This window comes from Fibrella aquatica (genome assembly GCF_041321135.1).
GTDB lineage: Bacteria > Bacteroidota > Bacteroidia > Cytophagales > Spirosomataceae > Fibrella > Fibrella aquatica.
On record NZ_JBGGWF010000001.1, the window covers coordinates 335,414 to 350,920 of the forward strand.

The 15,507-nt window shown below is 51.2% G+C and carries 11 protein-coding genes; 7 read left to right on the top strand and 4 right to left on the bottom strand.

Features of this window, described 5'->3' with window-relative positions:
- Positions 1-14 precede the first annotated feature (14 nt).
- The 4 genes from ACAW87_RS01200 to ACAW87_RS01215 form a co-directional block, all read right to left on the bottom strand.
- Complete coding sequence (locus tag ACAW87_RS01200; protein WP_370721316.1) at positions 15-650, bottom strand: HmuY family protein; 636 nt, start codon at positions 648-650, stop codon at positions 15-17.
- A 122-nt stretch (positions 651-772) separates the two neighbouring features.
- A complete protein-coding gene (locus ACAW87_RS01205) occupies positions 773-1,966 on the bottom strand; it encodes a PepSY-associated TM helix domain-containing protein (RefSeq protein ID WP_370721317.1) in 1,194 nt (397 codons plus the stop codon).
- 131 nt (positions 1,967-2,097) lie between these two features.
- Positions 2,098-4,440 (bottom strand): TonB-dependent siderophore receptor, encoded by a 2,343-nt coding sequence (locus ACAW87_RS01210; protein WP_370721318.1) that lies wholly within the window; start codon positions 4,438-4,440, stop codon positions 2,098-2,100.
- 21 nt (positions 4,441-4,461) lie between these two features.
- Positions 4,462-6,558: a TonB-dependent receptor plug domain-containing protein gene (locus tag ACAW87_RS01215; protein ID WP_370721319.1), complete on the bottom strand. Its 2,097-nt coding sequence runs from the start codon at positions 6,556-6,558 to the stop codon at positions 4,462-4,464.
- 674 nt (positions 6,559-7,232) lie between these two features.
- Between ACAW87_RS01215 and ACAW87_RS01220 the strand changes: the two genes are divergently transcribed.
- The 7 genes from ACAW87_RS01220 (at position 7,233) to ACAW87_RS01250 (ending at position 15,486) form a co-directional block, all read left to right on the top strand.
- Positions 7,233-8,558 carry an inositol-3-phosphate synthase gene (locus ACAW87_RS01220; RefSeq protein ID WP_370721320.1) on the top strand — a complete coding sequence of 442 codons (1,326 nt, stop codon included), beginning with the start codon at positions 7,233-7,235 and terminating at the stop codon, positions 8,556-8,558.
- 3 nt (positions 8,559-8,561) lie between these two features.
- Entirely contained in the window at positions 8,562-9,023 is a 462-nt protein-coding gene (locus ACAW87_RS01225) for a phosphatidylglycerophosphatase A family protein (protein ID WP_370721321.1), read from the top strand.
- Between the two features lie 5 nt (positions 9,024-9,028).
- Positions 9,029-9,406, top strand: a complete 378-nt coding sequence (locus ACAW87_RS01230; protein WP_370721322.1) for a GtrA family protein — start codon at positions 9,029-9,031, stop codon at positions 9,404-9,406.
- Positions 9,403-11,970, top strand: a complete 2,568-nt coding sequence (locus ACAW87_RS01235; RefSeq protein ID WP_370721323.1) for a DUF5686 and carboxypeptidase-like regulatory domain-containing protein — start codon at positions 9,403-9,405, stop codon at positions 11,968-11,970. Before ACAW87_RS01230 ends, ACAW87_RS01235 begins: the two co-directional genes overlap by 4 nt.
- 19 nt (positions 11,971-11,989) lie before the next feature.
- Positions 11,990-13,264 carry a DUF4833 domain-containing protein gene (locus tag ACAW87_RS01240; protein ID WP_370721324.1) on the top strand — a complete coding sequence of 425 codons (1,275 nt, stop codon included), beginning with the start codon at positions 11,990-11,992 and terminating at the stop codon, positions 13,262-13,264.
- A gap of 17 nt (positions 13,265-13,281) precedes the next feature.
- Complete coding sequence (locus tag ACAW87_RS01245; RefSeq protein WP_370721325.1) at positions 13,282-14,217, top strand: phosphatase PAP2 family protein; 936 nt, start codon at positions 13,282-13,284, stop codon at positions 14,215-14,217.
- Positions 14,218-14,421: 204 nt separating this feature from the next.
- Entirely contained in the window at positions 14,422-15,486 is a 1,065-nt protein-coding gene (locus ACAW87_RS01250) for an AI-2E family transporter (protein WP_370721326.1), read from the top strand.
- Positions 15,487-15,507: the final 21 nt, after the last annotated feature.

Below are 15,507 nucleotides of genomic sequence, written 5' to 3' on the forward strand. Positions count from 1 at the left end.
CTTTGGCGGCAAGGTCAGTTAAGCTTCGTAGAGCCGTCGGGTTGGTAGGCGTACCGGAAGGTGTAGAACCGGGACCGGCTGGTAGCGGTAGGAGCAGCCGGTGCGTTTTCGTAGTAGCTCAAAATTTCTACTTTGGCGTATTTGCCATCACCCGTTCTGACCACCAGTACCCGACCCGGAATCGGCGAGACGATGTTCGTTGATGAGTTATAGTTGTACCAGCCATTTCCCGAAACGGCCGGAATAGCCAGCGCTGATGCGCTCTGATCCTGCGCAAACGTAGCCGAGGCCGGTACAGTCGTCAATTCCTCGAACGTACCTGTGTAAACGTATGCGCCTCCCTGCCCGCTGCGAATGGCTCCGCCGTTCACAATAATGCTGGTGCCCCGGAAACCAACATCCCATTTGTTGGAGGCAGAATCGGTACTGGCAATGACTTTGTTCTCGCGCAGACTGTAGAACGTGTATTTATTGGTGGAGCCGGTTGGCCGCCCCGTAACTGGGTCTACACCTGTGGTTGGGTCGGCGGCCAGATTGCTCACCGTTTGCGCCTGAACAGGAACAACAGGTTGGGTAACGTCTTCTTTTTTACACGCCAGAGTAGTGGCCAGTGTAGCTGTTAAAAGCAGTAGTTGACAGGTGATTTTCATCGGAGTAAATCAGTGTAAATGGTTGATTGTATTGAGTTAATGACATAGATCGCCCCTACCCAACAGGAGGGCTATGCGTCAGCTTTTTGTACTGAAAATTTTTACGATAAAGTCCTGATTTGTTAGCTACGTACCCGCAACGAATAGGTTACCGGGGTCTTGTTGGCTGTTGGGGGTTGGGCTGATGAAACAAGCGCGCTTTTTCTGGCTTTTTTACGTCGGCCCCACCAGATCAGAAAACCGGTGACGGGTAAACTGGCGGCCACCAGCGAGAGTAAAAAAGCCAGCACTTTCCCCGCAAAACCCAGAATGCCGCCCGTATGAATATCATAGGTCATTCTAATAAGTTTATCGGCTGTGTTGGCATCTTTTAACCGGCCATACACATTGGTTACGGGAATTTCTTTTAGGGTGTATTGATCGAAATAGCGATAATCGATACTCCAGAAAACGCCCTCCCGGCTGTTTACGTTGGCTCCGATTGTCGAGGAGTCTGACTCGATCGCATGTACTTCGAGCGAAACGGCATTCGGGTTTTCAGCACGCATTTTTTCCCAGACCAAATCAGTAGCCGGTTTGCTGAAATTGGTGGGGATGGCTTTTTGCGAAACAGGCTCGGTGAATAGCAACGATTTTTCGCCACCTGTCGCCGTATAAACGAGATACGTGAACCATTGAATACCGAAAAAAATACCCGTAACCGCGATGATCAGTAACAGAAACGAACAGTAAAAGCCTACGATATTGTGTAAATCGTAGTTTTTGCGTTTCCACCGGGTAACGTCTTTCCAGCGAAACCAGAAACGCTGTTTGGCAGCCGCTTTGTTTTTTGGCCACCACAGAACAAGGCCTGTAATGAGCAGAAACACAAAGATCAACGTAGCATATGACGTAATGGGCTGACCAATTTCGGGTGGGAGCCACAGGTAATAATGACCATTGAGCACCCACCGGAAAAAGGTTTCGTTCATGTTCTGAACGTGGATAATCTCAGCCGTGTAGGGGTTGTGGTAGATCACGTAATAGTGCTCAGGATCGAATCCAAAAAAAATAGATTCGACGCTACGCCCTTTGGCCGGATAATTAATGGCGTGCAAATGCAATTTGGGCAATTCTTTCCGGGCTACTGCCTCAAAAACAGAGGGAGGAAGAATCTCTCGCTGTTCCTGCTTTACAAAACGAAACGGTTGTGTAACGTCCTGAATCTCTTGTTGAAACGCATACAGACAACCCGTAATGCTCACAATAAACACCACAATGCCGGAGGATAGCCCGAGCCAGAGGTGAATTTTCCCTATGAGTTTTTTGCCTGTCATGCCAGCGTCAGATTGATGTGTATATCGCTTAATTTTCGAGAGAATTTTTTAGACAGGATTAACAGGATTTATTTTTGCATTAGAGCAATTTCGAGTAAAATCAAATCCTGTAAATCCTGTCTAAAAACTATCTAGAATCTGTAATTGATACTTAAACGTGCGTTTCGGTGTGCCTCTGCCTGCCAGTAATAAAAGTCGCTGAACGAGTAGTAGGCTCCCGATAGCAACGTGGCGTTGAACAGATTGTTTACGTTGAGCGCCACACCGAATTTGCTCATCTGATAGGATACTGCTCCGTCGAAGCGGGTGTAATTCGGCATCGTTGCGTCGAGGGCTCGGTCGTAAGCACCGTACCAGGCCGTACGTCCGGCCGCGTGCTGAGCACCGAACGATACACCCAGGCCCGTTGCCTTACCCGACTGCACCCGATAGTTCAACCAGGCATTGGCAATATGCCGGTCGGTGCCGGGTAGCTGTTTGTCAACCTGCTGGTTTTCTGTGTCTTTTGTTACTTTTCCATCGGTCAGGGCATAGTTCATCGTGACATCGAGGCCAGGGAAAAGTTGTCCGCGAACATCAAATTCCAGCCCTTGTGTTTGCGTCTGACCTAACTGAATCGAGAAAAATTGATTCTGGGGATCGGGTGTCAGTACGTTGTTCTTGGTTATCCGGTAAGCGGCCACCGAAGCCGTCCAGCGACCATCGAACCATTCTTTTTTCAGGCCAATCTCTTTGTTATCGCCCGTGATCGGGTCAAATCGTTGCCCGGCGAAACTGGCTCCGGCCTGTGGCACAAAAGACTGATCGTAGACTGCGTAGAGGCTTGTGGTCGGATTCAGCGAATAACTCAGTCCCAGACGTGGGGTAAATTTCTCGGCTTTTACCGAGCCTGAATACGGGTCTTCGTCGTTGGTGGTCGTGTATCGACCGGCCAGCGTCAGACGGAGCTTTTCGTTGAACAGCCTGATCTCATCCTGTACATAGATGGCCGAATACATGTTGTTGTAGTGTACTGCCCGCTGCCGTATATCCAGACTACGGTCATAGTTGGGGTAAGCACTGCCAGGTACGTTGCCATACACCGGATTGTATACATTGAATCCGACCCGGCCTGTAATGGCTCCGGTTTGGGCGAAATCATGGTAGTAATCTTTATCACCCATGTCGATGCCCGCTAGAATGCGGTGTTTGATGCCGCCGGTCTGTACATCGCCGTTCACAAAAAACTGCCCCACTTTGGTCATGCCCAGAATATCCCAGTTCGAGATAGTCCGTTGCAGCGTATCGCCTTTGAAACCAGACGCCCACAGGCTTGACCCCAATTGATCGTAGTGCAGGTAGGCGAGTTGGCCGGTGAATTTCCAGTTATCGTCGATGCTATGCGAGAACGTAACAAAGAGCGACTGGTCTTTGATGGTATTGGCCTTCATGTTGCCTTCCAGAATCGAGAAATCGTACGGTAAATCGCCTACTCTATTGGGCGAGAAAACGTAATTCGAGCCAATAGGCGACATGTTGACATACTGATAGGTGTATTCGGCTGTCAGTGAAGTTCTTGGGTTGATCTGGTATTTGATCACGGGCGCCACCGACACTCGGTTCGTGTATTCAAAATCGCGGTGTGTGCCTTTCATCTGACCCATCAGGTTGAGCCGGTACTGTAGTTTTCCGTCATTACTCAGTTTACCGTCCAGGTCCAGCGTGTTGCGGTACAGGCCGAAACTGCCTACCGTCATGCCAAGTTCTGCTTTAGTAATACCCGTTGGCTTTTTCGTCACCACGTTGTAAAATCCGCTGGGTTCGCCACTAGCCAGCATAAACCCGGCCGGCCCTTTCACAAACTCAATCCGCTCCACCATGCTCATATCTTCGGTGAGTGGACCCCAGGTTTCCTGCACATTCATGCCGTTCCGGAAAGCGGCAATGCGCGAGCCACGCATGACAATGCGAGCGTACGTTTCCCAATGTTCCGATTTGGTAGCGCCACTCACGTTCCGAATCACCCCTTCCGACATATCGAAAATTTGCTGGTCTTTGATCGTCTGCGCGGTAACAACCTGAATGTTCTGGGGTACTTCGAGCAGGGGCGTTTTCAAGCGCAGCGAGATAGACGGGTAATCCGTTACGTACTTGCTTGGATTGGCCATCACCAGCACTTCCTGTAGTTGTTTGGCACTTGATTCGAGCATGAAATCAAGCGTAACGGTCTGGTCAGCCTCAACGGCGACTTGCTTATTTTCAGCTTTCAAGCCCACGAAACTGGCCTGTACGGTATAGCTACCGGCCTTCAGATTCTGGATTTGGTAATTACCGTCGGCATCGGCAACTACGCCTTTGTTGCTACCCTTTATAACGACATTGACAAACTCGGCGGGTTGATTATCTGAGGTAGTGATGCGCCCTTTTATCGTGGCGGTCTGCGCAGTAGCACAGAAGCTGAAAAGCAGGAGCGATATGGTCAGTAAACGGTTCATTCAGGTTGTATTTTTATTTAATCAGACTTGTTTATTGGTAAGCTTGCGTGCCCAGTTCCAGCGGAGGCTGGCGTACCAGAGCCGTCCGGCCAGTGAGGGAATGAATGGTGAATCGGTGTAGCCCGTCAGATTGTCGATGCCCGCCTGGATGGTGAGCGCCTTAACGGTTTTGGACGCGGTGACGTGCCAGGTAACGTACCCGGAAACGTACTCGCCAGCCTCGTCGAGAATCAGGTTTCCGTTGGTATCGGCGAAGCCGTAGCGGTTCCTGTACACGCCCCGCAACGATGCCGACAGGCCACGTTTAGGCAGTTCATAGAAGAATTTCAGGTTGGCCATGTGCCGCGACCGGTTCAATAAACCGCCGTATTCAGCGGGTTGAACGCGCTCGGTAACCAGCGTCAGCGGGTTCCGCCGGAATACCTGCCCGTTACGGATATGCTCAATCACGGTTTTGTCTCTGGCATCCAGAAACTGGTAGCCGCTACTAACCGTCAGTAACCCCGTGCCCACCATCAGTCGGTAGCGGCCATCCAGTTCTATCCCCTGCGTGAATACCTGGTTCAGATTGGTGTAGCTGAACACATTTTGGCCGTTTGTTTTGCGGGCCACCACCTGCGTTTCAATCAGATCGCGAATGTCGTTGCGGAACAGGTTGACCGACAGAAGGAGCGGCAAATCGTGTCTCTTCTGGAAATCAGCCACAGCCCCTAGATTGAAGGCCGTCGAACTTTCTGCTTTGATGCTGCCGAAGCGGGCGGGGTCGAGCAAAATGTCGGCAATTGCCCCCTGTTGCTGTAAACGGGCAATACCGGCCGCCACTTCCTGCGTGCCAAAGACGCTATAACCAGCCACGGCATTATCGAAGTTGAGGTAGAGTTGCCGAAAATCAGGCGCTTTGAAGCCCACGCCCGCACTAGCCCGTAAAGCCACTGTCTGACTCAATTCATACCGCGCCGACAGTTTTGGGCTGAGTTGAGCCGCGTATTGGCTGTGTGCGTCGAAACGCCCTCCGGCAATGAGCGTGAACCGTTGGGTCGGCACCCATTCGAACTGGGCAAATCCGTAGCGGGTCGTAAACTGCTGCTGACCGGGGTAGCGGGTGGCCTCGACGCTTTCGCCGATGAACCCCGCCCCTACGGTCAGGAAGTGGTGGTTCTGGATGGTTCGCTCCGTGACTACCTCGGCCCGGTTAAAGGTCTGCCGGAAATAGCTATCATCGTAGGCTTCGCGGGTGTCCTGGTACGATAAGCCGGTGGTGGTTTGGTAGCCGGTTCGGTAATAGCGGTAGGTCAGTTTCCACTTGTCCGACACCTGATGCGTCAGCACCGGGTTGACCGTGTACTCGCGAACGGCGCCCTCGCCCGTTACCAAACGCTGATCAGTCAGGCTGAAGGCGTTGTCTTGTTGTTCAGCGAAATAGCGACCTGATACGCTCAGTTTCAATCGTGAACCGAACGTTGTTGTCAGCCGACCGCTCAGCGTGTGATTCAGAAATGGCGATACAGTAGCGCCCGCTGTTTCCGGGTTTAGGTCATAACCGCTCGACTGGTAGCGATTCCCGAAGAGATACAATCCCGTTTTACCCGCCCGAAGCGACACGTCGCCCGTCAGATCGCTGGTTTGGTTAGTCCCGTAACGCGCCGACAGGCTACCGCTTGTTCGTCCTGGATTATCAGTGATGATGTTGACAACGCCTGCCAGCGCTTCGGATCCGTACAAACTAGACGACGGCCCTTTCACAATCTCGATCTGCTTGATGTTGCCAACTGTCAGACGGCTCAACTCAAGTGTCCCGGCCGTGCGACCAACCAGCGGCTCGCCGTCGACCAAAATCAACGTGTAATCTGGGCCAAAGCCCTGCACCTGTAATCCCTGTCCGTGATCGTTCACGATGGCCAGCCCCGTCTGTTCCCGCAGAATATCGTTCAGCCGGAGACTTCCCGACTGCCGAATCTGAGGCTGGCCAATCACCGTGACTGGCATTGGCAATGAACCTACCTGCCGTTCGGTCCGAGTGGCGGTAACCACTACGGCGTCCAACTGCTTCAACCGCACCGAATCGGGCTGTTGCGCGGGCAGTTGTTGTGCCGACAGGATAAGTAAAGCCAATAACATCGTTGAGCGAATCAGAAAGTTCGCTGCAAACGTAGACCTTGTTTATATTTATTCCAAATAAAAGCAGGATCTATTTAGAAAAAATCTAAATAATTCATTTTCTGCTCTTGTACTGAATTTGATCGGGTGGGCAAATAGTGACAATTCATGTGTCGAGACAAAACCAGTTCATCTGACTTTATGGTCAGTCTGACCTCCTCTTCTTACAGTTCGGCCCTAAACTGTTTTGGGGTCACACTTTTGGGCTGAGTTTAGAGTCCTGAAACGGGCGTGGGGAAGGGATAAACAGAACCCGTATGTCGCTTACGATATCCCGCTACTCCGGTTGCCGAGGCATGGGGGCAAATAGTACCTGATGTATCTACTCAATACCGCCGGATTAGAAAAGTGGCAGAGTTGAACTTTATTTAGATTTTGCGAATTGATTTGATCAACTGTTTAAAGCAATTGATCAAACCTCATACCTTCAGTTTCGTCGCCCATAACTAACCTTACCAGACCCTGGCGTGTTTACCTTCAGGAAACCCATGACGATTAAAATCCCGTAATTCTGTAACGTACCACTCACTTATTGGTACCGTATAAAAAATAAACGGGGCAGGCGTGCGGAACTCTGTTTGTTGTGCGTATAAAATCTGGCGTAGGCCCAATATGAAGCGGTTAACTCTTACATTATGAAACAACATATTACGCAGCCTACTGGTAGATTGGGTATTCTGCTTCCCGGATTGGGAGCCGTGGCAACAACGATGATCGCTGGCGTGGCCGCCATCAAAAAAGGCCTGTCTCAACCGGTCGGCTCGCTGACTCAGATGGGGAATATCCGGGTGGGTAAACCATCGGATAACAACAGCCCACGCATCAAAGATTTCGTGCCTATTGCTGAGCTGAATGATCTCGTGTTCGGTGGTTGGGACGTCTATTCTGATAATGTGTATCAGGCTGCTGTTCAGGCTAAGGTGCTGGAAATAGGCTTGTTAAATGCTGTGCGCGAAGATCTTGAATCGATCGTGCCCATGAAAGCAGCGTTTGATAAGCGGTACGCCAAAAACCTGAACGGTACCCACGTTAAAGAGGCCGCTACCCGCTACGAACTGGCGCAGGCACTGATCGATGACATCGAAACGTTTAAGGCAACCAACGATTGTAGCTGCCTGGTCATGATCTGGTGCGGATCAACGGAAATCTACTTTGAAGAGAGCGCCGTGCACAACAGCCTGGCCAGCTTTGAAGCCGGTCTGCACGCCAACGACCCTGCCATTGCACCGAGCATGTTGTATGCGTATGCAGCCCTCAAATGTGGCGTGCCGTTTGCCAATGGAGCGCCCAACTTAACGGTCGATATTCCGGCTCTGCTGGAGTTATCGCACATCACCAATACACCCATTGCCGGTAAAGATTTCAAGACGGGACAAACCCTGATGAAAACGATTGTGGCACCGGGTCTGCACGCCCGGGCGCTGGGCGTTTCGGGCTGGTTTTCGACCAATATCCTCGGTAATCGCGACGGGCTGGTATTGGACGATCCCGATAATTTCAAGACCAAAGAAGTATCGAAACTGAGCGTACTCGACGAGATTTTCAAGCCTGAGCAGAACCCCGAATTGTATGGCGAGATGTATCATAAGGTACGTATCAACTACTACCCACCCCACGGCGACAACAAAGAAAGCTGGGATAACATCGACATTTTTGGCTGGTTGGGGTACCAGATGCAGATCAAGATCAACTTCCTCTGCCGCGATTCTATTCTAGCCGCCCCACTGGTGCTCGATCTGGCTCTGTTCATGGATCTGGCCAAGCGGGCCGAGATGGGCGGTATTCAGGAATGGCTGTCGTTCTACTTTAAATCGCCACAAACAGAAGACGGCAAGGCTCCCGAACACGATATTTTCAAGCAACTGACTACGCTGGAAAATACGTTGCGGTTTATGATGGGTGAAGATCTCATCACACCACTTGAGCTGGAAGCTTTCGAAAATTTTTCTCAGACCGTATAAGTTATGCATAAACTGATAGCCACCGGGTTGGGCATCGGCTACATCCGTAAAGGCGGAGGAACCGTAGCTTCATTGGTCTGTTGCGGCGTATGGTACGCCCTGCACCCAAGTGTGGCCCAGCCGGGTGGTTATCTGGTTATGGTTCCCTTACTCATTACGCTGGTGATAACGGCGGTCGGTATCTGGTCGGCAAACGTAGTGGAGGCGGAGTGGGGAAAAGACAGTTACCGGGTCGTGATTGACGAAGTAGCGGGCATGTGCCTTAGCCTGCTTTTTGTTCCCATCACGATCAAAAGCATGCTACTGGGTTTATTTCTGTTTCGCCTGTTCGATATCGCAAAGCCATTCGGTATCCGAAAACTGGAGAAATTACGGGGCGGATGGGGCGTTATGCTCGATGACCTGCTGGCTGGTCTATACGCCAATATAGTTCTGCAAATGGCTCTGGCTTTCAGTCTTTTATAAAGCAAATGCGCACTTTCGCCAAAGTACAAACCACCTCGCTGGCTGCCTCTGTTGTTGACTTTCTGACCACGGTTGTCATCGTTCAGTGGTGGCATTACTGGTTCATCGTTGCCAGTGTGCTCGGGGCTGTTTCGGGGGGGCTTGTCAGTTTTGGTGTTTCTAAAAAATGGGTATTCGCTGATAATAAGCAACCCATAGGGCCGCAATTTGGGCGGTTTGTTCTCGTTTGGCTGGGCAATGCCGGTCTTAATGCCGGTGGCCTGTTTGTTGCTACGCAGTTTATGGATGTCCAGTATCTGGTAGCCAAAACGACCGTAGCCGTTTTAGTTGGCGTAAGCTACAATTACGTCTTACAGAAAGACTTTGTCTTCAGTTTGTCATGACTTCATCACTACGTAAGGTATTTCGGTATTCGGCCCTGTTGCTGAGCGGACTACTATGGTTGAGTAGTACCCTAACCCGCGCACAGACGACTACCGTTACCGGCACTATCGTAGATGGCAAAACCGGGGAACCTCTTTTGTTTGCCAACATCATTTTTGTGGGCTCTTCCATTGGAGCCACTACCGATGATGAAGGCCGCTATTCGTTGAAGGGCGCCGGTAACTTTACCAAAGTGGCGGTATCTTTTATTGGCTACAAGCCCTACACCAAAGAAATTACGCCCGGTATTACCCAAACCCTGATTATCAAGCTGGAAGCTGACTCGCAGGTACTCAATGAATTGGTAGTTCGGAGCGGTAAGCGGGAACGTTACCGCAACAAAGACAATCCGGCCGTGGAACTGATTCGGAATGTGATCAGCCGCAAAGAGCAAAATCAGATCGGAAGCTACGATTACGCGGCCTATGAAGAATACGATAAACTCCAGTTTTCGTTAAGTAGCGTATCGACCAACGTTGCCGACCGTAAGATTTTTCAGAAATACCGGTTCCTGCTGGCCAATCGCGATACAACCACCCTACCGGGAAAATCGCTGTTGCCCATTTACCTGGAAGAAAAACTGGCCGAGCATTACTTCCGCAAAAGCCCCGGCCGAGAGAAGGTCATTGTAAAAGGAAACAAGCGGGTCGATTTTGGCGAGTACTTCGATAGCAACGGACTTAGCATTTACCTGAATCGGATGTATTCGAAAGTCGATATTTACTCGAATGCCATCTTCCTGATGACCAATCAGTTTCTGAGTCCGATTGCCGGTAGTGCGCCCACCTTTTACCAGTATTTTCTGGCCGATACCATCACCGTTGGCAATACCAAACTGGCTGGTCTGCACTTTGTACCGCGCAACACCACCGATATGTTGTTCGAAGGCAAGATGTACATCACCCTGGACGGCAATTACGCCGTTCAGCGCATCAACCTCTCGGTAAACCCCCGCATCAACCTGAACTGGGTACGTGACCTGCAAATCCGGCAGCAGTTCGAGCCCAACACCGACGGTAAATATTACCTCAGCCGGAGTGATCTGCTCGCCGATTTCGGCGTGAGTAAGAGCAAAGGCGGCGGTATCTTCGGGCAGCGAACCCTATCGTACCGAAATTACAAAACCGGTCAGCCTCAGACTGAGGCGTTCTATGATGGTCCGCCTCAGGTAATGGACACGCAGGCCGACACGCAACCCGATCAGTTTTGGGCTTCTAACCGCCACGATACGCTCTCGGCCGCCGAATCGAAGGTGTATGCCAACATCGACAGCCTGAAACGAATGCCATCGTTTCGGCGCACTATGCAAACGCTCACGTTCCTCTTTGCGGGCTATAAATCGTTTGGTGCCTTTGAAGTTGGTCCGGCCAATACCTTCTACAGTTTCAACCCCATCGAAGGCTTTCGACTCCGCATTGGCGGGCGCACCACACCGGAGTTGAGCAAACGCTACTATGCCGAAACCTACGCCGCTTATGGTTTCAAAGACGAACGGTGGAAGTATTTTCTAAGCGGCACCTATTCCATCAATAACAAATCGATCTACCAGTTTCCGCAGCATTACGTTCGGAGCAGTTTCCAGCGCGATACCAAGATTCCGGGGCAGGAGCTTCAGTTTGTGCAGGAAGATAATTTTCTGCTGTCGTTCAAACGCGGCGTAAACGACAAATGGCTATACAACGACACTTACCGGATCGACTACATGCACGAGTTCGAGAATCACTTTTCGTACAGCATTGGCCTGAAAAACTGGCAACAGTCGCCTGCAGGTACGTTGGCATTCATGCGGCCGGGCGATGGAGAGAACGTACCTACGCCTACGGTTACTACGTCCGAAATCTCGGTCGAGGCTCGTTGGGCACCAAACGAACAGTTCTTTCAGGGCAAGATTTACCGCGTACCCATCATTGGTCGTTATCCTGTGTTTACGGTGCGGTACACGGCCGGGCTCAAAGGCCCGTTTAATGGCCAGTACAATTACCACAACCTGACGGCTGTTGTCAGCAAACGACTTTTTATGTCGCCAATTGGTTTCTCGAACGTGACGGTGCAGGGCGGTTATCTGTTTGGGCAGGTGCCTTTTCCGCTCTTAACTATTCACCGGGCCAACCAAACCTACGCGTATCAGTTAAATTCTTACAACCTGATGAATTTTCTGGAATTTGTCTCTGACCGGTACGCCAGTGTGAGCATCGACCATTCATTCAATGGGTTCTTTTTCAACAAAGTCCCGTTGCTGAAGAAACTGAAATGGCGCGAAGCGGTGTCGGTAAAAGCGTTATATGGCGGACTACGTCCCGAAAATGACCCTAAGCTGAACCCCTCGCTCTACCAGTTTCCGACGGATGCCTTTGGTGTGCCTTATACCTACGCGCTGAAACAAACGCCGTATATGGAAGCCAGTGTGGGCGTTGCCAACGTATTGAAGTTTTTTAGGATCGATCTGGTCAAGCGACTCAATTATCTCGATCATCCAAACGTATCGCAGTGGGGTATACGCACTCGCGCTACGTTTGATTTTTAATGCTTAACGCCATTCCGGTATGTCACAGGCTCTTCCATTTCGCACCAAAATACAACTGGGTATCTACACCCTCATCAACCCGTTTGTCAGGCTGCTGATTCGGGTTGGGCTAACACCGAACATGGTTACTACCATTGGTTTGGTGCTCAATATTGGCGTGGCGCTGATCTTCATTGCCGGGGGCGAACCCGAACAGCGGGGCGATTTCAGCTACATTGGCTGGGCGGGTGCATTGGTGCTCTTCGCCGGTTTGTTCGATATGCTCGACGGTCAGGTGGCGCGTCTGGGCAAGATGAGTTCCCTCTACGGGGCTCTCTTCGACTCGGTGCTCGATCGGTACAGCGAACTGATTCTGTTTTTGGGTATCTGCTATTACCTCATTGCGCAGCACTACTTTTTCAGCTCTCTCTTTGCTTTCATTGCCCTGATTGGCTCGATGATGGTCAGCTACACTCGTGCCCGTGCCGAGGGGTTGGGTGTCGAGTGCAAAGGTGGCCTCATGCAACGGCCCGAACGGGTCATTATTATTGGCGTATCGGCGCTGGCCTGCGGTATACTGGCCCCCGTGTTGGGCTCCGATTTTAAATTGTTCATACCGGGAATTCCCGTTCATGTTTTTGAAACCATGTCGATCTTCACGCTGCCGCTGGCGGTGATGGCCGTTATGACCAACATTACGGCGTATAACCGGTTGCTCGACGCCAAAGAAGCTCTCGACCAGAAAGAGAAAACTCCCAAACCGCCAACGGCACTGATGCTGGTGTTGTTGCTGCTGGGCGGCATGGCTGGTGAACCGGTAGCGGCCAACGTACCCGACCGGGTAAATCCGCTGGTAACGTTTCCGGTGCCAAAGAATATTCCTAACCAGTTGTTTTACCTGCAACGCGACCCAAATCCAAACACGATCATTTGTGCACTGAACCTGAAAAATGGTCAGATTGATAAAGAAGAGCCGATAAAGGTCTTCTGGATTCGCTACACTGAGCAAAGCCAGCAACAGGAGCTTTCGTACATTCAACGTACGTTTGCCTACGGCGTTAAAACCCGTCCGCTGCGGAATGAGGAGTACGAATTCAACTTTGTTTCCTACAAAAAGTTGCCGTTTCATCTGGCGAAAACAGCACAGAATAGCTACTACGTATATGCAACGGTAAACCAGAAAAAGGTGATTGTGAAACGAGTGTATCTGCGTATCGAAGGTGGTACCATGTGGTCGCCCAACGTAAAATATATTCAGTTTGAAGGCACCAACGCATCGACCGGGGAGGCGCTGGTAGAACGCATTATGGTGTAGGAAGGGATAAAACGAGTATGAATCAACTCTCTGACATTCCCCGACCGATCTCCCGCCGGGGTTCGTTGTGGCTGAGTCTGGCCACGCTCACGTACCTGATTCTTTCCTATAAACTAGTTGGTTTTAAAACGGATCAGCTGGTGCTGGTTGGGCTGGTCAACGGCCTGTATTATGCCTCGGAACAGAGCCGAAAATTTATCATCGGCTTCTCCATCTTCGTGGTATACTGGATCGTTTTCGACTACATGAAAGCGTTTCCGAATTACGCGTACAACAGCGTCCACATCGAGTCGCTGTACAATCTGGAGAAGCAGCTGTTCGGCATCACTACAGCTACGTCGATACTGACGCCTAATGAGTACTGGCTCCTGCACCGAGCTAACCCGCTGACCATCGCGACCGGAATTTTTTACCTGACCTGGGTGCCTATTCCTCTGCTGTTTGCCGCCTGGCTTTTCGTGAAAAAGCGCTCCGAATTCTTCCTGTTTTCGCTAACGTTCGTGCTGGTCAATCTGCTTGGTTTTGTGGTGTATTACCTCTACCCGGCCGCGCCGCCCTGGTACGTGCAGGTGCACGGTTTCGACTTCCAGGCCAACACCCCCGGCAATACGGCCGGCCTTGCTCAGTTCGATCAGCTAACGGGGTTGTCGGTGTTCAGCTCCATTTACGCCAAAAGCTCGAACGTGTTTGCGGCCATGCCCTCGCTCCACTCATCGTACCCGGTAATTGTGCTGTATTACGGGCTAAAAAATAGGTTGGGGCTAGTCAACGTTTTGTTTGCCATTGTCATGGTGGGTATCTGGTTTTCGGCCGTATACACCAGTCATCATTATGTACTCGACGTGCTGGCGGGCATAACCTGTGCCCTGACCGGTATCCTGCTTTTCGGCCTGCTACTGAAAACAAGCTGGCTCAGAACGTTCATTCAGCGCATGGAAAGGCTCACCGCCTGATGCTGGTTTGGTGGCCACGCGACAGCAACCTATAGCGTGAAGCCCCAAAATTGCTAATCACGCTTCGCCAAACGGCTCGGGCTAAACAATCAGCCCAGCCTACCGTTTCTTCTGAACAGTTTGTCGAAGAAACGCGTGGGAATTTACGCTCATTGATGTCCATCTTCTCAGGCAACTACTCAACGTTTAGTCTGGAAAATAACGATGAATACATCGAATGAATCTCCTGTCGATCACCGCGTTTTTGTACAGCGCGTGTGCATTGCCGTCGGCATCACCTTGTTTTTTATTGGGTTAATCTGGCTGCTGGGGTCCTCATTCAACGTTTTGTTGCTGTTGCTGGCCGGTGTGTTAATTGCCCTGCCGTTACGGGCTGCTGCTCGGTGGATAAGCCACAAAACGCGCTGGTCTGTTGGCCTTTCGCTGGGTGTGGTGGGGCTTCTGCTGCTTGGTTTGTTGACGGGCGTAGGTACGTTGGTGGCCCCGCAGATTGGTGAACAGATTACCCAATTGCAGGAGGAATTGCCTAAAGTTTTACAAAACGCTAAAAAGCAACTTGAGCAAAGTTCGATCGGTCGGCAACTGGTTGATCAGCTTCCTGATTCACCTCAGCAGCTGGTGAAAGATGGCGGGGGAAGTAAGCTGGCCAACCGCGCGTTTGGCGTAGCCTCGACCACGTTTGGCGCACTGGCCGATTTCTACATCGTTTTCTTCATTTCCCTGTTTCTGGCGGCTCAACCTACTCTGTACGTCGACGGCATAGTTGGGCTGGTACCGCCTGCGGGTCGGCAACGGGCTCGGCATATTTTAGATAAGCTGGGTACGTCGCTGCTAGGCTGGCTAGCCGGAACCGTTATGTCGATGAGCATTGTGGGAATTTTGAGTGGCCTGGGCTTGTGGCTGCTCGATGTCAGGCTGGCGGGTATTCTGGCGCTGTTTGCCGCACTCATTACCTTCATTCCAAACCTGGGACCCATACTGGCGCTTATTCCGGCGGTATTGTTCGCGCTTCTCGACGGACCTCAGCAAGCCCTGTATGTGATTATCCTGTACGTGACCATTCAGGCCGTTGAAAGTAATATTATCACGCCCATTATTCAGAAACGGCTCAATGATATTCCACCGGCATTACTGCTGGTTGTTCAGGTCGTGATCGGTGCGTTTGCCGGTACGCTGGGTCTGGTCATGGCCGCGCCGCTGCTGGTGATCACGATGGTGCTGGTGAAAACGCTGTATCAGGAAGATATGCTGGGTGACAAAGCAAGCTGAGTGGGATTACGGATTTTGGAT

What these genes read in the sequence shown, in the direction of transcription:
- ACAW87_RS01200 (WP_370721316.1), bottom strand. Translation starts at nt 650, where the DNA reads ATGAAAATCACCTGTCAACTACTGCTTTTAACAGCTACACTGGCCACT.
- ACAW87_RS01205 (WP_370721317.1), bottom strand. Translation starts at nt 1,966, where the DNA reads ATGACAGGCAAAAAACTCATAGGGAAAATTCACCTCTGGCTCGGGCTA.
- ACAW87_RS01210 (WP_370721318.1), bottom strand. Translation starts at nt 4,440, where the DNA reads ATGAACCGTTTACTGACCATATCGCTCCTGCTTTTCAGCTTCTGTGCT.
- ACAW87_RS01215 (WP_370721319.1), bottom strand. Translation starts at nt 6,558, where the DNA reads ATGTTATTGGCTTTACTTATCCTGTCGGCACAACAACTGCCCGCGCAA.
- ACAW87_RS01220 (WP_370721320.1), top strand. Translation starts at nt 7,233, where the DNA reads ATGAAACAACATATTACGCAGCCTACTGGTAGATTGGGTATTCTGCTT.
- ACAW87_RS01225 (WP_370721321.1), top strand. Translation starts at nt 8,562, where the DNA reads ATGCATAAACTGATAGCCACCGGGTTGGGCATCGGCTACATCCGTAAA.
- ACAW87_RS01230 (WP_370721322.1), top strand. Translation starts at nt 9,029, where the DNA reads ATGCGCACTTTCGCCAAAGTACAAACCACCTCGCTGGCTGCCTCTGTT.
- ACAW87_RS01235 (WP_370721323.1), top strand. Translation starts at nt 9,403, where the DNA reads ATGACTTCATCACTACGTAAGGTATTTCGGTATTCGGCCCTGTTGCTG.
- ACAW87_RS01240 (WP_370721324.1), top strand. Translation starts at nt 11,990, where the DNA reads ATGTCACAGGCTCTTCCATTTCGCACCAAAATACAACTGGGTATCTAC.
- ACAW87_RS01245 (WP_370721325.1), top strand. Translation starts at nt 13,282, where the DNA reads ATGAATCAACTCTCTGACATTCCCCGACCGATCTCCCGCCGGGGTTCG.
- ACAW87_RS01250 (WP_370721326.1), top strand. Translation starts at nt 14,422, where the DNA reads ATGAATACATCGAATGAATCTCCTGTCGATCACCGCGTTTTTGTACAG.